This window comes from Halopseudomonas sp., from assembly GCF_038130085.1.
GTDB lineage: Bacteria > Pseudomonadota > Gammaproteobacteria > Pseudomonadales > Pseudomonadaceae > Halopseudomonas.
The window spans coordinates 93,755-113,666 of sequence record NZ_JAYPMU010000005.1; the positions used below are offsets into that span (position 1 = coordinate 93,755).

General features: G+C 58.7%; 19 protein-coding genes. 10 read left to right on the top strand and 9 right to left on the bottom strand.

Annotated features, from left to right (window positions below; all coding sequences use genetic code 11):
• Positions 1–23 precede the first annotated feature (23 nt).
• On the bottom strand, positions 24–2,117 hold the full coding sequence (locus AAFM31_RS05695; RefSeq protein ID WP_341706938.1) for a molybdopterin oxidoreductase family protein: 2,094 nt from the start codon (positions 2,115–2,117) through the stop codon (positions 24–26).
• 264 nt (positions 2,118–2,381) lie between these two features.
• On the opposite strand from AAFM31_RS05695, the gene argF reads away from it, so the two are divergent.
• On the top strand, positions 2,382–3,287 hold the full coding sequence (gene argF, locus AAFM31_RS05700; protein WP_341706939.1) for an ornithine carbamoyltransferase: 906 nt from the start codon (positions 2,382–2,384) through the stop codon (positions 3,285–3,287).
• A gap of 6 nt (positions 3,288–3,293) precedes the next feature.
• Entirely contained in the window at positions 3,294–4,400 is a 1,107-nt protein-coding gene (locus tag AAFM31_RS05705; protein ID WP_341706940.1) for an ABC transporter ATP-binding protein, read from the top strand.
• A 95-nt stretch (positions 4,401–4,495) separates the two neighbouring features.
• Here AAFM31_RS05705 and AAFM31_RS05710 read toward each other — a convergent pair whose 3' ends face one another.
• On the bottom strand, positions 4,496–5,743 hold the full coding sequence (locus tag AAFM31_RS05710) for a serine hydrolase domain-containing protein (RefSeq protein ID WP_341706941.1): 1,248 nt from the start codon (positions 5,741–5,743) through the stop codon (positions 4,496–4,498).
• 163 nt (positions 5,744–5,906) lie between these two features.
• Here AAFM31_RS05710 and msrB point away from each other — a divergent pair, with 163 nt between their 5' ends.
• The 3 genes from msrB (at position 5,907) to AAFM31_RS05725 (ending at position 7,581) form a co-directional block, all read left to right on the top strand.
• Positions 5,907–6,428: a peptide-methionine (R)-S-oxide reductase MsrB gene (msrB, locus tag AAFM31_RS05715; RefSeq protein WP_341706942.1), complete on the top strand. Its 522-nt coding sequence runs from the start codon at positions 5,907–5,909 to the stop codon at positions 6,426–6,428.
• On the top strand, positions 6,425–7,027 hold the full coding sequence (gene msrA, locus AAFM31_RS05720) for a peptide-methionine (S)-S-oxide reductase MsrA (protein WP_341706943.1): 603 nt from the start codon (positions 6,425–6,427) through the stop codon (positions 7,025–7,027). Before msrB ends, msrA begins: the two co-directional genes overlap by 4 nt.
• 74 nt (positions 7,028–7,101) lie before the next feature.
• Positions 7,102–7,581 (top strand): peptidylprolyl isomerase, encoded by a 480-nt coding sequence (locus tag AAFM31_RS05725; RefSeq protein ID WP_341706944.1) that lies wholly within the window; start codon positions 7,102–7,104, stop codon positions 7,579–7,581.
• Positions 7,582–7,622: 41 nt separating this feature from the next.
• Here AAFM31_RS05725 and AAFM31_RS05730 read toward each other — a convergent pair whose 3' ends face one another.
• A complete protein-coding gene (locus AAFM31_RS05730; protein WP_341706945.1) occupies positions 7,623–9,500 on the bottom strand; it encodes an MFS transporter in 1,878 nt (625 codons plus the stop codon).
• Positions 9,501–9,642: 142 nt separating this feature from the next.
• The gene (locus AAFM31_RS05735; protein WP_341706946.1) at positions 9,643–11,094 is read right to left on the bottom strand and encodes an MFS transporter; all 1,452 of its coding nucleotides are present in this window, start codon (positions 11,092–11,094) and stop codon (positions 9,643–9,645) included.
• Positions 11,095–11,460: 366 nt separating this feature from the next.
• On the opposite strand from AAFM31_RS05735, the gene AAFM31_RS05740 reads away from it, so the two are divergent.
• From AAFM31_RS05740 to AAFM31_RS05760, 5 genes are all read left to right on the top strand, one after another.
• Positions 11,461–12,639, top strand: coding sequence for a YbfB/YjiJ family MFS transporter (locus AAFM31_RS05740; RefSeq protein ID WP_341706947.1), 1,179 nt, complete (start codon positions 11,461–11,463; stop codon positions 12,637–12,639).
• A 63-nt stretch (positions 12,640–12,702) separates the two neighbouring features.
• Positions 12,703–13,188, top strand: coding sequence for an anti-virulence regulator CigR family protein (locus AAFM31_RS05745; protein WP_341706948.1), 486 nt, complete (start codon positions 12,703–12,705; stop codon positions 13,186–13,188).
• Between the two features lie 174 nt (positions 13,189–13,362).
• Positions 13,363–13,572, top strand: coding sequence for a bacterioferritin-associated ferredoxin (locus tag AAFM31_RS05750; protein WP_341706949.1), 210 nt, complete (start codon positions 13,363–13,365; stop codon positions 13,570–13,572).
• Between the two features lie 120 nt (positions 13,573–13,692).
• A complete protein-coding gene (gene bfr, locus AAFM31_RS05755; protein WP_341706950.1) occupies positions 13,693–14,160 on the top strand; it encodes a bacterioferritin in 468 nt (155 codons plus the stop codon).
• A gap of 121 nt (positions 14,161–14,281) precedes the next feature.
• A complete protein-coding gene (locus AAFM31_RS05760; RefSeq protein ID WP_341706951.1) occupies positions 14,282–15,337 on the top strand; it encodes an NAD(P)-dependent alcohol dehydrogenase in 1,056 nt (351 codons plus the stop codon).
• A 50-nt stretch (positions 15,338–15,387) separates the two neighbouring features.
• Here AAFM31_RS05760 and pyrF read toward each other — a convergent pair whose 3' ends face one another.
• The 5 genes from pyrF to rpsA form a co-directional block, all read right to left on the bottom strand.
• Positions 15,388–16,083 carry an orotidine-5'-phosphate decarboxylase gene (gene pyrF, locus AAFM31_RS05765; RefSeq protein WP_341706952.1) on the bottom strand — a complete coding sequence of 232 codons (696 nt, stop codon included), beginning with the start codon at positions 16,081–16,083 and terminating at the stop codon, positions 15,388–15,390.
• 39 nt (positions 16,084–16,122) lie between these two features.
• The gene (lapB, locus tag AAFM31_RS05770; RefSeq protein ID WP_341706953.1) at positions 16,123–17,292 is read right to left on the bottom strand and encodes a lipopolysaccharide assembly protein LapB; all 1,170 of its coding nucleotides are present in this window, start codon (positions 17,290–17,292) and stop codon (positions 16,123–16,125) included.
• 4 nt (positions 17,293–17,296) lie between these two features.
• A complete protein-coding gene (locus AAFM31_RS05775; protein WP_341706954.1) occupies positions 17,297–17,596 on the bottom strand; it encodes a LapA family protein in 300 nt (99 codons plus the stop codon).
• A 69-nt stretch (positions 17,597–17,665) separates the two neighbouring features.
• Positions 17,666–17,959 (bottom strand): integration host factor subunit beta, encoded by a 294-nt coding sequence (gene ihfB, locus AAFM31_RS05780; RefSeq protein WP_088273773.1) that lies wholly within the window; start codon positions 17,957–17,959, stop codon positions 17,666–17,668.
• Positions 17,960–18,175: 216 nt separating this feature from the next.
• Positions 18,176–19,858, bottom strand: coding sequence for a 30S ribosomal protein S1 (gene rpsA / locus AAFM31_RS05785; RefSeq protein WP_088273772.1), 1,683 nt, complete (start codon positions 19,856–19,858; stop codon positions 18,176–18,178).
• Positions 19,859–19,912: the final 54 nt, after the last annotated feature.

A 19,912-nucleotide genomic window follows, 5' to 3' on the forward strand; every position in this document is an offset into this window, starting at 1 on the left:
GCATTCTACAGCAAAGCGCTCGCTTATGCTGCCACCACCTCGACCCGCAAGCCGTTAAGTGCGGCATTACCGGTAACCGGATCGAGGAAACGCTCATCGGTCAGGTCGTTGACGCTGACACCCGCATGCTGCTCGGCAATATCCATTTGAATACCGGGCCGGTTATGCCCCCAGCCATGCGGCAGACTGACTACGCCAGGCGCCATTTCATCACTGGCACAAACGACCACCTGAACCTCGCCTACCCGTGACCGCACAGTAACCTGTTGGCCGTCCGCCAAGTTACGAGCAGCCAAGTCTTCGGGGTGCATCAGCAACTGATCACGCGGCTTGCCCTTCACCAGACGCTGATAGTTGTGCATCCAGGAGTTGTTGCTGCGCACATGGCGCCGACCAATCAAGCGCAGCTCCCCGGCGGCGGGCGCCAGTTCGGCCAGCTCGGCAGCGACCCGCTGCAGATCCTGCAGCATCGCCGGCTGGGCCAACTCGATCCGCTTGCTCTCGGTTTGAATTCGACGCAGCAGATTTGGTTGCAGCGGCCCAAGATCGATGCCATGCGGGTTTTCCTTGAGCACATCCAGCGACAGGCGATCGCCATAGGGGCCGGCACGCACCGCCATATCGACCAGCTCGTGCGGCGGTTGGGTTGGCCGCGCCTGCTGGCCGGTAACCGCAGCAAACACCCTGCCCAGTCCGACAAAAATCTCCCAGTCGTGCAGCGCGCCCTCGGGCTTACTCAGCACCGGCTCGTTATAGCGGGTCACATTACGTACGGCGAAGTTGTTGAAGGTAATGTCGTAGTGATCGTGCTCCAGCGACGCTGTAGGCGGCAGGATGACATCCGCATGGCGTGTGGTCTCGTTGATATACAGATCCACGCTGACCATGAATTCCAGACTTTCCAGCGCGGCATCAAGCTGGCGACCATTGGGCGTGGAGAGCACGGGGTTGCCTGCAGAGGTAACCAGTGCACGAATCTGCCCCTCACCCGGGGTGAAAATCTCCTCGGCCAGCGCTGCGACCGGCAGCTCGCCGTTAAACTCCGGCAAGCCGGATACCCGCGAGCGCCACTTGTCGAAGTGGCCCGGGCGACGAGCCGATGCGACCTCGAACGCCGGCTCAGGAAACAGTGAGCCACCCACTGCATCCACATTGCCAGTCACCAGGTTGATGACCTGAATCAACCACTGGCACAGGGTACCGTACCGCTGCACCGAGACACCCATGCGGCCATAGCACACGGCACGCTCAGCGCCAGCAAAGTCGCGTGCCAGCTGGCGAATCTGCTCGGCAGGGATACCACAGGCTGGGGCCATTTGTTCGGCGGTGAACTCGGCGACCGCTGCCCGCACGTCTTCCAGCCCTGCAACGGCGTCAAGCACCGGGCTTTGGCGGGTCAGATTCTCGCTGAACAGGGTATTGAGCAAGCCAAGCAGCAGTGCAACGTCGGTACCCGGCTGAATGAACAGATGCTCACTGGCAATCGCTGCGGTTTCGCTGCGCCGCGGATCGACGACCACTAACCTGCCGCCACGACCCTGTAGAGCCTTGATCCGCTTGGTCACGTCCGGCACAGTCATGATGCTGCCATTGGAGGCCAGCGGGTTGGCGCCGAGCATCAGGAAGAAATCAGTGTGGTCGATATCCGGGATCGGGATCAGCAGCATGTGGCCGTAGAGCCAGAGCGACACCAAATGATGCGGCAACTGATCGACAGAGGTAGCCGAATAGCGCTGACGGGTATGCAACTGACCCAGGAAGTAATTGCCGTGGGTCATGGAGCCGTAGTTGTGCACATTCGGGTTGCCCATGTAGACACCCACGGCGTTGTTGCCATGTGCTTGCTGAATTGCAGCCAGGCGCTCGGCCACCAGGGTGAAGGCGTCGTCCCAGCTGATCTCTTCCCAGTGCTCACCCACCCGTTTCACTGGCCTGCGCAGGCGTTGGGGGTCGTTCTGAATATCCTGCAAAGCGATCGCTTTGGGGCAGATGTGCCCACGGCTGAACGGGTCCTGCGGGTCGCCCTTGATCGAGAGGATACGCTCACCCTCGGTTTCAATCGCCAGGCCGCAAATGGCCTCGCACAGGTGGCAAGCGCGGTAGTGGGTCACGGACATGTTATTCACCAGGCAAATATTTTTATGTTCCGCCATTCTAGGGGCTGTAGCGGGTCCCTTGCCACCGCGCTGCGCGCGGCGGAATGCAGGCCCATTCAGTCACTGAATCAGCGGGCCCGGGCGCTTTATTTGCCTTTGCCCGGAATTTCCCTATAAGATCCCCGCTTCTCTTTATTTGCTGTGGCTGATACCAGGCCGTCAGGTCGTGGTACGGGTCACTGTTTCCGGTCGCCGGGCGGCCGAGGTAACTCAGGTAGTACACATATGACTACACGGCACTTTCTGTCGCTGATGGACTGCTCTGAAGCAGAGCTCATCGGCCTGATCAAACGCGGTATCGAACTCAAGTCGCTGCACCGCCAGGGCGTGGTGTATGAGCCGCTGAAGAACCGCGTGCTGGGGATGATCTTCGAAAAGGCATCCACCCGTACCCGCGTCTCGTTCGAGGCCGGCATGATTCACCTGGGTGGTCAGGCTATTTTCCTGTCCCCGCGTGACACCCAGCTGGGCCGTGGTGAGCCGATCGAAGACAGCGCACGCGTGTTGTCCAGCATGTGCGATGCCATCATGATCCGCACCTTCGCCCACGAGACGCTGGAAACCTTTGCGCAGTATTCCAAGGTGCCGATCATCAACGGCCTGAGCGACGACCTGCACCCCTGCCAACTGCTGGCCGACATGCAGACCTATCTGGAGCACCGTGGCCCGATCAAGGGGAAAACCGTGGCCTGGATTGGCGACGGCAATAACATGTGCAACACCTTTATTCAGGCAGCCGTGCAGTTCGACTTCCAGCTTCGCGTTGCCTGCCCGGAAGGCTACGAGCCCTCAGCGCAGTTCCTTGAGCAAGCTGGTGACCGCGTCACGGTCATGCGCGATCCGATGGAAGCCGTTGCCGGCGCACATCTGGTCAATACCGATGTGTGGGCTTCGATGGGCCAGGAAGACGAAGCAGAAGCACGTCTGAAGCAGTTCGCGCCCTATCAGGTGACACCGGCCATGCTGGATGCGGCCGACGAGTCGGTGCTGTTCATGCACTGTCTGCCAGCCCACCGCGGCGAGGAAGTCAGCAGCGAGCTGATGGACGATCCGCGCAGCGTCGTATGGGACCAGGCCGAGAACCGTCTGCACGCGCAAAAGGCGCTGGTCGAATTCCTGCTGGTTGAGTGAGGCAGCATGTCCAGCCCGGTATTAGAGCTGAACAACCTCAAATGCGGCTACGGCCAGCAGTTGATCGTCAACGACCTGAGCATTCGCCTGCGCGAAGGTGATATCGGCTGCCTGCTGGGGCCCTCAGGTTGCGGTAAAACCACAACCCTGCGCGCCATCGCCGGATTCGAACCGATCACCGGCGGCGAGATTCTGCTGGACGGCAAGGCACTGAGCACCCCTGCCCTGCGCATCGCACCCGAGCAGCGACAGATCGGCATGGTGTTTCAGGACTATGCGCTATTTCCGCACCTGACTGTCGCTGAAAACGTCGGTTTCGGCATTCACCAGAATCCGGAGCGAAAGCGGATCGTCGATGAACTGCTGGCGTTGGTAAAGCTGGACAAGCTGGGCAAACGCTACCCCCACGAGCTGTCCGGCGGCCAGCAACAACGGGTAGCCCTGGCCCGCGCCATGGCGCCCAACCCGCGCCTGCTGCTGCTGGACGAGCCGTTCTCCAATCTGGACGGTGAGCTGCGTCGCCGGCTGTCTGCCGAAGTCCGAGACATCCTCAAATCGCGCGGTATCAGCGCCATGCTGGTGACCCATGATCAAGCCGAAGCCTTTGCCGTGTGTGATCATGTAGGCGTGCTGAAGGACGGTCAGCTGCAGCAGTGGGACACCCCGTACAACCTCTACCACGAACCAGCAACACCCTTCGTTGCCAGTTTCATTGGCCAAGGTTACTTCATTCGCGGGCAGCTGCTCTCCAGCGATACAGTACAGACCGAACTGGGCGTGATTCACGGCAATCGGGCTTACCAACTGCCGGTTGGCGGTGCGGTTGACGTGCTGCTGCGTCCTGATGACCTGGTGGGCGACGCCAGCAGCGAACTGAGAGCGCGGGTCACCGATCGGACCTTCCAGGGTGCGACCATTCTCTACCGCCTTCAGCTTCCAACCGGCACTCAGCTTGAAGCGCTGTTTCCAAGCCATGCCGACCACCAGCCCGGCGACGAGGTGGGTTTACGCGTTGCAGCGGAGCATTTGGTGGTATTCCCTGCTCAAGGCAGCGTGAACCTGCATGCCCAACTACCGCTAGAGCAAGTGCTGGATACCGGCCGCTCCGCCTGACAATCCCTGCAAGGTCGAGCAACCGCTCGAAGCAAACCAGCCTGCTCATCCGCGGCCGAGTCAGTGCTCGGCCCTTCCGACCACCTCACCATCCATCAGGGTTGCGCTGGGCCGTAGAGCGCGCGACTGGCCTTGCCGTGAATCATCCGCGACAGACGATAGTCGGTGTTCTGCATCATGCCGATGACGATCGCCTGATTAGCCGGGTCAATCCAGCACCAGGCCCCCTGGATACCCCACCACCAGAAAGTACCTTCGGGCAGATAACCGGCAGCCGGCGAGTCGTTAACCACGGCGACGTTAAGACCGAACTGGTTGCCGGGGAAAAACGGACCGATGTTCGCCACGCCGTCCGGTAGGTGATTCTGACGCATCAACTCGACCGTTTCGGGCTTGAGGATCCGCACCCCGTCCAGTTCACCGCCGGCCAGCAACATGCGTGCAAAACGCAGGTAATCATCCATGGATGAAATCAGCCCACCACCGCCATTGAGAAACCGCGGCTTACTCAGGAACGGCGTATTCGGCAGCGGTGCCAGCGAGCCGTCTTCCTGAGGTTTGTAGGACAGCGCCAGCCGGTCGGCTTTATCTGCCGGCGCATAAAAATCGGTATCGACCATTTTCAGCGGGTCGAACAGACGCTCCTGCAGGTACACATCAAACGATTTGCCCGACAGCACTTCCACCAGATAGGCCTGAATATCTACCGAAATGCTGTAGTTCCAGACCGTGCCCGGCTGGTATACCAGCGGGATATGCTGCAATTTAGCCATCATGTCGGCAAAGGTAGAGTCGCGGTTCTGGATATCCGCCTTCACATACAGCTGATCAACCTGGGTATTGCCGAAACGGCCGTAGGTAAAACCACCCGTGTGGGTCATCAGCTCGCGGATGGTGACCGGATGCGCCGCAGGTTCGGTCTCTGGCATGCCATCCGGGCCATCGGCGACGGCAACCTGGAGGTTCTGCAGCTCGGGAATGTACTTGCCGACCGGATCATCGAGTTCGAAGCGACCCTCGTCGTACAGCGTGAGGAGCGCGGTACCGGTTACCAGCTTGGTGAGCGAGAAAATTTTGTACAGGCTGTCGGGCGTCAGTGGCTTACCTTGCTCGCGATCAGCAAAACCATACTGCCCGCGCTGAACTACCTCGCCGCCTTGGTAGACCAGGGTCGCAATGCCAGCGATACGGCCCTGCTGCACCTCCTGCGCCATCGCCGCACCAAAGGCATCCAGCCGCTGCTGTGAAAACCTCTCGGGCGCGCTATCTGCCCAGCTGCCCGCAACCAGCCCGCCGGCGAGCACCACCCCGCCCAGCAGGGTACGTATCCGTAATCCGATCATTCTTGTTCTACTCTGTTATGGGATTGGAACTATTAATCTACCTATGATGGGACACACCGCCAAGCTGTCTCAACAACCATCATTCGGAATGATCATTCAGGCTTGCTGTAACAAATGCCCTTGTCCGACGTCAGATAGATGAACCCACCAAACAGGAACGACCATGAAACGCCGCACCCTGCTTTCCGGCCTGCTGGCCGCCCCTGCTCTGCCGCTGCTTTCCGGCAGCGCTCAGGCAGCCGACGCGTTCCACGAAGCAACCGTCGAGCCAATTGATGTGCCAGCCGAGTACTGGCGCGACAAAGTCTCGCCAGCCGCCTGGAAGGTGCTGTACGAGGAAGACACAGAGCGCCCGCGCAGCAGCCCGCTGGACAAGCTGTACGACGCAGGCACCTATGTTTGCGCAGCATGCCATTTGCCGCTGTTCCTGTCGGAACACAAGTTCGATAGCGGTACCGGTTGGCCAAGCTTTACCCAACCCATTGCCGGCCACATCGGCACCAAACAGGACTACGCCCTGATCTGGCCGCGCACTGAGTACCACTGCGCACGCTGTGGTGGCCATCAGGGCCACGTTTTCAACGACGGGCCGCCGCCACGTGGCGAACGCTGGTGCAACAACGGCGTGGCCCTTGAGTTCATTGCTGCCGGAGAGCCGCTGCCGGCCCTGCGAGGTGACGCATGATCCGCACTACACTGCTAACCCTACTGCTGCTCGCCCCGATCAGCTTCGCTAATGAAGCGCTGACTGACGGCCCTGAAGGTACCGAGATGGCGGTATTTGCCGGCGGCTGCTTCTGGTGCACGGAATCAGATTTCGACAAGATGCCGGGCGTGGTCGAGACCATTTCCGGCTACACCGGCGGCGACGCCAGCACCGCCGATTACCATCAGGTTTCGGCCGGCGGCACCGGCCACATCGAATCGGTAGCCGTATTCTTTGACCCAAGCAAAACCAGCTACGCCGCGCTGGTGGAAGCATTCTGGAAGACCATCGACCCGATCACGCCCAACGCGCAGTTCTGTGATCATGGCAGTCAGTATCGGAGCGCGCTCTACTACGCCGACGACGAGCAGAAAGCGTTATTGGAGGCCTCACGCGATGCGCTGGAGCGGTCAGGCCGGTTCGACCAGCCGATCGCCACCTTGATTCTGGCGCGCCAGCCGTTTTACCCGGCTGAGGAGTACCATCAGGACTACTACCACAAGAATCCGCTGCGCTATAACTTCTACCGCACAACCTGCGGCCGCGATGCGCGTCTGGAGGAACTTTGGGGTAATTGAACCGCAGATGGAAATATGTCGTGTGACTCTGGATAATGGCGGCCTTTGACCAGTCAACCCGAGCGGATTGAATCATGCAAATTGCCGAAAAAACCGTTGTCCAGTTTCACTACGACCTGTCCGATGCTGATGGCCCGATCGAATCCTCCCGCGAACACGAGCCAGTGCTGTACCTGCACGGTCAGGCAGGCCTGATCGATGGCTTGGTGGAAGCAATGGAAGGCCGCAGTGCCGGCGAAAGCTTCACCGTTACCATTCCGCCGGAAAAGGCCTACGGTCAGCCGCGCGAAAACGCCCTGCAGAAGGTACAGGCCAAGTACTTGCAAGGCGCCAAAAAATGGAAGCCGGGCATGATCGCCGTATTGCAGACCGAGCAAGGTCCGCGTCAGGTAGTCGTGGTCAAGCCGGGGCTGTCGCAGGTAGTTGTTGATACCAACCACCCGCTGGCCGGCCGTGAGCTGACATTCAACGTCGATGTGATTGACGTTCGCGCAGCAACTGAAGAAGAACTGGCCCACGGTCACGCCCATGGCGTAGGTGGCCACCAGCACTGATCGAGCGTTGAGGGCACGGCTATGCCGTGCCCCTGTGCTCTCTAGCGCCTGTCCCCGCGCAACGCCAGTACTTGCTGATGCAGGCTTTCCGGTAGCGCAGCCTCCGGAGCAACCGGCTCTCCTGCCACCAGCCCCACCCGCGACCAGAAACGCCGGAAGAAGCCCTTGTTCGGATCACGGCTGAAGAAACTGCCCCACAGCCCCTGCAACGCCATCGGGATGACCGGTACCGGATCATTTTCGAGAATCCGGGTTATGCCCGCGCGAAACGCGTCCATCTCACCATCAGCCGTCAACTTGCCTTCAGGGAAGATACAGACCACCTCCCCGGCACGCAGATACTCGGAAATGCGTTTGAACGCGGCCTCATACACGGCCTCGTCTTCCTGGCGCCCAGCAATGGGTACCGTACCCGCGGTGCGGAACACAAAGTTGAGTACCGGTAGCTGGTAAATCTTGTAGTACATGACAAAACGCACCGGCCGGCGCACCGCGCCACCAATCAGCAGCGCATCCACGAACGACACATGATTGCAGACCAGCACACAGGCCCCCTCATCCGGAATGGCGTCCAGATTGCGGTGCTCGACCCGATACATCGAGTGCCCCAGCAACCAGATGAGAAAGCGCATGCTGAACTCGGGCACCACCTTGAAGATGTAGCCGTTAACCAGCAAGTTAAGCAGCGAGATGGTCAGGAATAGCGTGGGAATCGACAGTTCCAGCACGCTGAGCATGACAATCGCGAGAATCGCCGAGCAGACCATCAGCAACGCATTCAGAATATTGTTAGCGGCAATCACGCGCGCGCGCTCGTCTTCGTGGCTGCGCGACTGAATCAGCGCATACAACGGCACGATGTAGAAACCGCCAAACACGCCCAAACCGAGAATACTGCCCATCACACCCCAGGCGCCCGGCTGCTTGAGCAGTTCGATCCAGTCATAGGGTGAGGCTCCGACGGCAATGCTGCCCGACAAGCTCCAGATCAGGAGGCCGAAGACGCTCAGGCCAAACGAGCCGAACGGCACCAAACCGATCTCGACCTTGTGCCCCGACAAGCGCTCACACAGCACCGAGCCCAGCGCGATGCCAACCGAGAACACCGTCAGGATCAGCGTCACCACGCTTTCATCACCGTGCAGGTAGTCCTTGGCAAAACCCGGAATCTGAGTGAGATAGGTTGCGCCGAGGAACCAGAACCAGGAGTTGCCAAGGATCGAGCGCGAGACCGAGGGCACCTGCTCTTTCAATCCCAGCCGCAGAATCACCCAGGACTGACGGAAGATATTCCAGTCAATGGCAAGGTTCGGCAGACCGGCGCTGGCCGCCGGAATGCGGCGCGCAGCGAGATAGCCGCCGATAGCCACCAGCACCACCGAGCCACCGACCAATGCCGCCCAACCACCCGAAGCCATCAGAATACCGGCGCACAAGGTGCCGCCCAGAATCGCGAGAAAGGTGCCCATTTCAACCAGAGCGTTACCGCCGACCAGTTCATCTTCCTCTAGCGCCTGCGGCAGGATCGAATACTTGACCGGCCCAAATAGCGCCGACTGGGTACCCATCGCAAACAGCACGACCAGCAGCAGCGGCAGACTGCCGAGCCAGAGACCGAGGGCGCCCAGCAGCATGATGCAGACCTCGCCCAGCTTGATGCGGCGAATCAGCAGGTCCTTGTCAAACTTCTCCCCGAACTGACCGCCCAGCGCGGAGAACAGGAAAAACGGCAGGATAAATAGCAGTGCGCTCAGGTTGATCAGCAAGTCACGATCGCTGTTGAAGCTGAGCTTGAACAGAATCGCCAGGATCAGCGCCTGTTTGAACAGGTTGTCGTTGAAGGCACCAAGCAACTGGCTGATGAAAAACGGGAGAAACCGTTTGCTGCCAAGCAAACGAAACTGCGAGTGTTCCGACATGATCCTGCGTGTCCTTCCGATCAGATTTGCGGCATACCGGATGGCTTATCTGCCCCACCCGTTTCCTCTTCAGGACGCCAGCATACCCAATGTCGGCACATCCGCGCGCGGAATGTGCCGACAAAACCGGTGAAACCGAAGATCAGCGTGTCGCCACTGCGACGGAGAGACGCTGTTCGCGGCGCAAGACCCAGCGATGAATCCGCTCCTGACGTTCGGCCGTCAGCGGGTAGCGCCAGGCGATGAAAAACGCCGTCATGTACAGCAACACCGGCCCGAGGATGTAGAGAACCCGCAGCGACAGTAACTGCTCGGCGCTGTGCTCAACCGCCTTGGCATCAAAGCCGACCAGCGACAGCAGCCCCAACGATAGACCTAGCCCAAGCGCCATTGCGGCTTTTTGCGCCATGCCACTGATAGCGAAGAACAGACCGGTGCGATGTTCGCGGCTGCGTGCGGTATCCAGATCCACAATGTCAGCCAGCATCGATAACGGCAGGAACTGGAAGGCGGCGAAACAAAATCCTTTGATCGCAAACAACACGGCAAACGGTGCCAATTGGCCTGCACCCAGGAAGAACATACCCAAAATACTCGTGCTGGAAATGGCCAACGCGGCGCAGAAGGCCCGGTGCTTGCCAATGCGCTTGCCGACGTAGAGCCAGAACGGAATACCGAGTATGCCGATACCGAAGTACAGGAGATACATCAAACCGATCTGCCCCTGAATCTGAATGACGTGCTGCATGAAGAATACCGATAGGGCATTGCGGAACGCTTCGCCGGTAACCACCACCAGCAGCATCAGAATCATGCGCTTGAATGGGCCGTTGTTCTTCATGACCCGCAGGCCCTTCTTCCAATCGGTACGCTCAGCCGATTGCGGAGGTGCTTCCTTGACCGCCCCGACGACCCAGAACACCGTCAGCGGCAGCAGAATCAGCAGCATCCAGGCCATGACGGCGAGAATTGGGCCGTAACCGATACCCAGCTGCCCATCCTTTCCGAACAGCAGTACCGCTGTCTCCATCAACCAGCCATCGGTTTGACCCGCCTGATAACGTGCGCCCAGCGCCTGAACCAGCGCAGGAGCCAGCGCTGCCAGAAACAGCCCAATCAGCACAAAGCCTTCACGGGAGGCGACCACGCGACTGCGCTGATGATACTGATTGGAGAGTTCCGCCCCCCAGGCCCCGTAGGGCAGGGTCACCATGGTCCAACCAAGGTACATCAGCACGGTCCATAACAGCAGGTGGCCGATGCCGGCGCCGTCTGGTGGCATGAAGATCATCACCGTTCCCGCCAGCATCAGCGGTACCCCCATGACCAACCAAGGCTTGCGGCGGCCGAAGCGAGTACGCCAGCGGTCACTCAACGTGCCGATAAGCGGGTCAGTCACAACATCTGACAAACGTGCGATAACCAGCACCAGCGCCATCAGCGCCATGTTCAAACCCACTTCCTGGGCGTAAAACGGGGGAAGGTAGACCACCAGGGGGTAGCCGATGATGGCCAGCGGCATGCCGATGGACCCGTGAAGCAGAATCGTTGAGCGTTTCAGAACGCCGTTTGCATCGCTGTTCGACTGCGACATGCCACTCTCCAGAGAATCGTGCGAGCGCCGCCCGCTTTCTTATATTTGTCTTCTCACTACGCACTGGAACTGCCACAGCGTCAGTGCACACTTGTCTACTCTATACCGCAGAGTGCGCCTCTCGCACCACCGCCCCGCGGTGCTGCGCCTACCAACTTCATGCAATATGTTTCAGCCGCTGGTATGCTCCGGCCGCACCTCTCGCGCCCAGATTCAGCAAGCATGCGGCCTGCAGGCGTAAACGGTGCATTGTTCGCACGTCATCATCCGAGCGTATACCGCCTATTCGCCCCGATGATGGCGCGTCCACCGACTGCTGGGCCGCCGCACACCTCCCGCACCCGGGCCTGAACCAGGAGAAGCCTGATGTCGTTTCCTGCACCCTCCACTCGCCATGCGGTGCTTGCCGCCGCAGCGCTTCTGCTGGTCGTTCACGGATTGGGGCGATTTATCTTTACGCCCTTAATGCCTCTATTGGTCAGCGACGGTCAGTTCAGCACCGGACAAGGGGCGTCGCTGGCAACCTGGAATTACGTTGGCTACCTGATCGGGGCGCTGATTGCGATTCGCTGGCATCGCCCCAGACAGATTTACCGAAGCGTCCCTCTGGCCTTGGCCGTGCATTGTCTTACCCTGATTGGATTAAGCCTGACCGATAACCTGTTTGGAATCACCGTGCTGCGGCTGGGCAACGGGATCAGTAATGGGCTGATCTTTGTCATGGTGCCTGCGCTGGTCATGGAGTGGCTGGCGGCTCGCCAGCGGATCAACCTCAGCGGGCTGATCTATCTGGGCGTTGGCGCAGGGCTACTGATATCCGGGGTGCTCGCTAATCCGCCAGGAATAGCGATGACAGCAGCGGATCGATGGTGGCCCGCGGCGCTCTTCAGTCTTCCCCTGGCCCTCTGGGGCGGCTGGGTATTGCTGCGATTGCAGGTTGCGGAACCAACGCCCCCGAGCACACACAACAACGGCGCAAGGCACTCGCCGCTGCTGGATAGTAAAACTCTCCCCCTGTTCCTTGCTTACGCAGGGGCGGGTCTTGGTTACATCCTGCCGATGACCTTTCTGCCGATGATCGCCAGCATCCAACTCGGCACCGCGCACCCAATGGTGCAGCAGAGCTGGCTGATCGTCGCCGCCACCACCCTGCCCGCCGCCTGGCTGTGGAATCACCTTGGTCAGCGCCTGGGTGACCAGCGGGCACTATTGCTCAACTATGCGATACAACTGACGAGTGTCATCTGCGCCCTGATGCTGCCTGGCGCGTGGGGCGTAGTGCTCTGCTCTGCCCTGATGGGCAGCAGTTTTCTCGGCGCGGTGCTGCTTACCCAGCGACTGGGTCGCAGTTTGCAACCGCACCAGGGGCCACGACTTTCCGCCGCGCTGATTGCGCTCTACAGTGTTACTCAACTGATCGGTCCCTGGCTTGCCCACGAATGGCTGAACCGTGGCGGCGTGTTACCCGAGACGCTGTGGCTTGGTGCGGGCGCACTGGTTTGGAGCCTGCTGTGGACTTGGAGAACGCCGTCCTCGAACAGGTAGCCGGGAACCATGGGCACAAAACCGCACTCCAAGAGAAACTACTCGCATATGAAGGACACGTTCATGCGCCTACAAACGAAACCCGCGCTCGTTGCTGGCCTGCTGGCCATGGTCATCGCCGCTCCGATTCAAGCGAAGCAGGACGAGCGCGGCAATGGTAACGGTAATAACGGCCACCAGTCCCACCACAGCGACTACCGAGATGATCGTGATCGGGACCACGACAGAGACCGCTATGAAGATCGTGACCGGGACCGTGATCGCTACACCCGCCCATCCGACCGAATTGAAGAAGACGTCATTCGCCGCATTTTCCGGGACAACCGCGATCTGGTTCATCGTGACAGCAGCCTGCCACCGGGTATTCGCAAGAACCTGGCGCGCGGCAAGCCGCTGCCTCCGGGCATTGCCAAACAACTTGACCCCCGACTGGCAAACCGCTTGCCACACTACGATGGCTACGAATGGCGCCAAATCGACGGCGATGTTGTGCTGGCTGAGGTAACCACCGGGATTATCGAGTCCATCATCTACGACGTTCTCGACTGAGTTCAAGTCCAGACGGGCCGCAAGGCCCGTCTCCTGTCTTTCCTTCCCTGGTAAACCAACGCAGAACGGCATCCCTCAATCACCCAGATAGACGGATGCTATTTCCTTTGACAATCATTCTCATTCGAATTAGCATGCACTCATTGTCAGCCAAGGCTGTTCAGGAGTGATTACATGTACGTTTGTCTCTGCAAAGGTGTAACCGACAACCAGATCAAGGACGCCATCGCCGGCGGAGCCTGCTCCATGCGCGATCTGCGCAACGATCTGGACGTGGCTACCCAGTGCGGCAAATGCGCCCGCGACTGCAAATCACTGCTGAGCGAAACCCTCACCGCCCAGGCCGCCTCAGGCATGGCTTCAGGCCAATTCGTCGCTGCTTGATTGCGACTCTCATTATCGCCTGATAATCATTTTTAACGCCTTTCTTTTCAAATACTTAGATTTGACAACCCCACAGCAGCGGCCCACACTTGGCGACTGAACAGTCCGGAGGGCCGCGCAATGAAAGGCGACAAGAAAGTCATTCAACACCTTAATACCGTGCTCGGTTTCGAGCTGATTGCCATCAATCAGTATTTTTTGCACGCACGCATGTTGCAGGACTGGGGCCTGGAAAAGCTGGGCGACAAGGAATATCACGAGTCCATTCACGTGATGAAGCATGCAGACCGCCTGATCAAGCGCATTCTGTTCCTCGAAGGCCTTCCCAACCTGCAGGACCTCGGCAAGCTGAAGATTGGCGAGAACACCAAGGAAATCCTCGACTGCGACCTGAAATTGCAGATGCAAGCCCTGCCCGCCCTGAAAGAAGCCATTGCCTTCTGCGAGAAGGCTGGCGACTACGGCAGCCGCGAGGTATGCGAAGACATCCTCGAAGCAGAAGAAGAGCACGTCGACTGGCTGGAGACCCAGCTGAGCCTGATCGAAGCAGTCGGCCTCGAGAACTATCAGCAGTCCCAGATCAGCTGATTAGCGGTCTCACCAGCACTACCTCCGGGTAGTGCTGCACTCCCTTGACTTCGGTCAAGGCCTTCCTTGCAAAATCCCCTATGCTCAAGACTCCACCTCACTGCCTGGTCAAGGAGGAGTCATGAACAGCATGCGCGCAGCCGTATTCGTCGAACCCGGCCGCATCGAGCTTCAACAGCGCCCAATCCCTGAAATCGGCCCAACCGATGCCTTACTGCGGGTCACCACAACCACCATCTGTGGCACCGATGTACACATTCTGAAAGGTGAGTACCCGGTCCGCCCCGGGCTCATCGTTGGCCACGAACCTGTCGGCGTTATTGAAAAACTTGGCAGCGCGGTGACTGGATACGAGATTGGTCAGCGCGTTATCGCCGGCGCCATCACCCCCTGCGGCCAGTGTCATGCATGTTTGGACGGTCATTCCAGCCAATGCGGCGGACATGCGATGGGAGGCTGGCAACTGGGAAACAGCATCGACGGCTGCCAGGCTGAATACGTCCGGATTCCCAATGCGCAAGCAAACCTTACCCCGGTACCGGATGGACTCAGCGACGAGCAGGTGCTGATGTGCCCAGATATCATGAGCACCGGCTTTGGTGGTGCAGAAAGCGGCCATATCCGCATTGGTGACACAGTGGCGATCTTCGCACAAGGACCCATTGGCCTCTGCGCCACCGCAGGCGCCAAGTTAATGGGAGCAACGCGTATTATTGTCGTCGATGGCGTTTCCGAACGCCTTGATGTAGCCCGGCGACTAGGCGCAGACGTGACCATCAACTTCCGGGAAGAAGACCCGCTCGAGCGCATCCAGACTATCACCGGCGGTACCGGAGTCGACGTTGCCATCGAAGCACTGGGCACTCAGCAAACGTTCGAATCCTGCCTGCGCGCGCTAAAGCCGGGTGGCACCCTGTCCAGCCTCGGCGTGTACTCCGGCAAGCTGTCCATGCCGCTGGACGCCATCGCCGCCGGCCTGGGCGATCACAAGATCGTTACCACACTCTGCCCTGGCGGCAAGGAGCGCATGCGGCGCCTGATGGCGGTTGTGGCATCTGGTCGAGTCGATCTGACGCCGATGGTCACCCACCGGTTTACCCTGGACGATATCGTCGAAGCCTACAAACTGTTCAGCCACCAGCGTGATGGCGTGCTGAAAGTCGCGATCACGCCGTAAATAAAAAAGGCCGGGATACTCCCGGCCTTTTTTATTCAGCAGAACACCCATTAGAGCGAAGCGAGAATGGCCTCAAGCGCCGCGTTCGGGTTATCCGCCCGGGTAATCGGCCGGCCGACTACCAGATAGCTACTGCCGTTCTCAATTGCCTGGGCTGGCGTAACGATACGCTTCTGGTCATCTGCCGCGCTGTCTGCAGGGCGAATGCCCGGCGTCACCAGCAGGAACTGATCGCCCAGCGCGCCACGCAGCGCCTTGGCTTCACGAGCGGAGCAAACGACACCGTCGAGCCCACAGTCTTGGGTCAAGCGCGCCAAGCGCTGCACCTGCACCATTGGCTCGATATCAACACCCACTTCCTGCAGATCTTCGTGCTCCAGACTGGTCAGAATCGTTACCGCGGTGAGCAGCGGACGTTTGCCACCGCGACGCTCAAGCACATCACGGCAAGCCTCCATCATTCGGCGGCCGCCGCTGGCGTGAACATTGACCATCCATACACCCAGCTCTGCCGCCGCACGCACAGCACTCGCAGTGGTATTCGGGATATCGTGAAACTTGAGATCCAGAAAGACTTCAAAGCCCTTGCTCTGCAGCGATTCAACGACCGCTGGCCCTGCACTGGTAAACAGCTCCTTGCCCACCTTCACACGGCACTTTTCGGGATCCAGCACCTGCGCCATTTCCAACGCGGAATGGGCGTCAGCGAAATCGAGGGCAACAATGATTGGGCTGGTATTGGGCATAACATGCATCCTGTTAACAAATAACGTTTTGGGCAGGCCTCAGACCAATTCATGGCCTTTCAGCGGCTTGACCGTAGACCATCCTTGGCAACTGGGGCACTGCCAGTACAACGAGTGGCCTGCAAACCCACAGTGCTCGCAGCGATACTGCGGGCGCTTTCGCTGCAATACCTCCAGCAATTGCAGAGGAGCCAACACCTCGGACTGAGCCTGCCCGTCGTCTCTCAACTCGAGCAATCCCAGCACGCCAGCCACCGAGGGCTGGACTTCAAGGCGTTGGAGCATGAACATCTCAGCTGCTTCCCTGCCCCGCTCGCCGCACATCTGCTGGGCGCGAGCCAACAGCGTTTTGACTGGTGGCTGACCAGGCTGCGCTAGCGCCTGATCGAGATAGCTGGTCAAATTCAGCGCGCCATTATCCGCACAGCGCCGAGCCAACGCCAGCACCTCGGGCACAAACTCTGGCGAATTGATGGCAATTCGTTGCAAGAGGCTTGGCAGCGCCTTCAGATTACCGGCTTTCTCTTCAAGCTCGGCCAGCAGAATCATGGCGCGCACACTGCCATCATCAATCTTCAGCGCAGCCTGAAGCCAGCTGCGCGCCTGGTTTACATCCCTTTGCTGCAGAGCAGCAACCGCCATTTCACAATGGTAATGTGCGAGAGTAACGCCAAATTGTGGCTGCTCGCGTATCAGTCGCCGACCGATTTCGATTGCTCGCTGCCACTCGTGCTGCTGCTCGTATACCGTCACTAAATCGACCAGCGCGTCAGCCCTGAGCAACGAAATGGAACCCGCCAACTCCTCCAGCAGACGCTCTGCCCGCTGATGCATTCCGACAGCAAGGTAGTCACGGGCCAACTCCAACTGAACCCGATCCGCCTGCGGGGCTGTAAGGTTCGGACGCGCGAGCAGATTCTGATGGACCTTGATCGCCCGCTCAACATCACCACGCTGGCAGAACAACTTGCCAATCGCAATGTGGGTTTCGACTGTTTCCGGGTTCACTTCAAGCGCCCGAATGAACGTTTCGATCGCCTCATCCGGCTGCTCATTAAGCAGATAATTGAGGCCAATGAAGTACTGGCGATCGACAGCACTGCCATTAGGCTTGAGCATGAAACCGACCTTGATCGCCTCCCTGCGACCCAAGAACCAACCTATGGCAAGGGCCAGCACAAACAGGCCCAGGAACATCAGTTCCTGCATGGAATCAGCCTTTGACAGCTTGGGTACGTAGCTTGTCGATTTCCTTGCGGTAGCGGTTCAGCTCGTTGCTCTGAACCATCAACTTCAGACGCAAACGTGTCGTGATAAGCCAGCCAACGAACACACCAAGAACGCTACCAAGAATAAATGCGAGCACGACGTAAATGGAGAGGGGCAAAGCAGGCGACTGCATTTCTAGAAATTGCAGTGAGGTGGCTTGCTGATTTTCCAGCATGAAATCCATGGTCGCTAATGCTACCAGCAGCAAAACCAGGATCAACAACACGCGCTTTAACCAAAGCATGTGAGACAACTCCGCATCCGTTGAGTGTCTGCGAAGTATAACCCAGGGTATCAGCAGCGAGGTATGCGATCAGGCGTTTTCGAGTGACTCGTTAACCCGGTCACGCAACTCCTTGCCCGGCTTGAAGTGCGGAACGAACTTACCGTCTAACTCCACAGAGTCACCGGTCTTAGGGTTCCTGCCGACCCGAGGCGCACGATAATGCAACGAGAAACTGCCAAAGCCGCGGATCTCGATCCGCTCTCCGGTGGCCAGAGCTTGCGACATATGCTCCAGCATCGTCTTTATTGCCAATTCGACATCCTTTGCCGACAGCTGCCCCTGCTGCTCGACAATGCGCTCGATCAACTCCGACTTGGTCATGGTTTTCCCTTTCTTATCAAGCGAGTAGACTCGTTTTATAAGGTTTTACCATGCTTGACTATGTTTGAACAGCCTGATATGCGGAGCATAAGCACAAGGCTGCTGAGGATTCGCAGAACCAGCATGTGAACCAGTCCAAAAAGCCAGCGCAACACCTCCAATATTCAGGCACAAAAAAGGGCGACCGAAGTCGCCCTTTTTCACAGCTGGAACGGCTTAGTTGCCCTTGCCTTCCATCTGCTGCTTGATCAGATCACCAATGGTGGTCGGACCAGCGGCCAGCATTTCCTGCTTACGCAGATCCTGCATGGCTTCTTTCTCGTCTTCAACGTCTTTCGCCTTGATGGACAGGCTGATAACGCGGCTCTTACGGTCAACGCCAATGATCTTGGCTTCGACTTCATCGCCAACGTTCAGAACGTTGCGAGCATCTTCGATACGGTCACGGCTGATTTCGGAGGCCTTCAGAGTGCCTTCGATGTCGTCGCCCAGAGTGATTACTGCACCCTTGGCATCAACTTCCTTAACGGTACCGGTGATGATGCTGCCCTTTTCGTTCAGAGAAACGAAGTTGGAGAACGGATCATCTTCCAGCTGCTTGACGCCCAGGGAGATACGCTCACGCTCCGGATCAACAGACAGGATGACAGTCTCGATCTCGTCGCCTTTCTTGAAGCGACGTACCGCTTCTTCGCCAGCTTCGTTCCAGGAGATGTCGGACAGGTGAACCAGACCGTCGATGCCGCCGTCCAGACCGATAAAGATACCGAAGTCGGTGATGGACTTGATGGAACCGGAGATCTTGTCGCCCTTGTTGAACTTGCTGGAGAACTCTTCCCACGGGTTCATCTTGCACTGCTTGATGCCCAGGGAGATACGACGACGGTCTTCGTCGATATCCAGAACCATAACTTCCACTTCGTCGCCAACGTTGACAACCTTGGACGGGTGGATGTTCTTGTTGGTCCAGTCCATTTCGGAAACGTGAACCAGGCCTTCAACACCTTCTTCCAGCTCAGCGAAGCAGCCGTAGTCGGTCAGGTTGGTGACCTTGGCAGTCACGCGAGTGCCTTCCGGGTAACGACCGGTGATAGCGACCCACGGATCTTCGCCCAGTTGCTTCAGACCCAGGGAAACGCGGTTGCGCTCGCGGTCGAACTTCAGGACCTTAACGTCGATCTCGTCACCAACGTTGACGATCTCGGACGGATGCTTGATACGCTTCCACGCCATGTCGGTGATGTGCAGCAGGCCATCGACGCCGCCCAGGTCGACGAACGCACCGTAATCGGTGAGGTTCTTGACGATACCTTTGACAACTTGACCTTCCTGCAGGGTTTCCAGCAGGGCTTCGCGCTCGGCGGAGTTCTCGGCTTCCAGGACAGCACGACGAGAAACGACAACGTTGTTGCGCTTCTGGTCCAGCTTGATGACCTTGAATTCCAGTTCCTTGTTTTCCAGGTGGGTGGTGTCACGTACGGGGCGCACGTCAACCAGCGAGCCCGGCAGGAACGCACGGATGGTGTTGACGTCGACGGTAAAGCCACCTTTGACCTTGCCGTTGATGACGCCCTTGACGACTTCTTCTGCAGCGAAAGCAGCTTCGAGGACCTTCCACGATTCGGCGCGCTTGGCCTTCTCGCGGGACAGCTTGGTTTCACCGAAACCGTCTTCGACGGCATCCAGTGCAACGTGCACCTCATCACCCACAGCGATGGTCAGTTCGCCCTGCTCGTCCAGGAACTGATCACGCGGGATAACACCCTCTGATTTCAGACCGGCGTGAACGGTGACCCAGTCAGAGTCGATGTCCACAACGATACCAGTGATGATGGAGCCCGGCTCCATATCAAGGGTTTTTAGGCTTTCTTCAAAAAGTTCGGCAAAGCTTTCGCTCATTTGGAATCCTGTAAATTAAGTATTTGGGATGCTACCGCATAGCCGCTCAAGAGC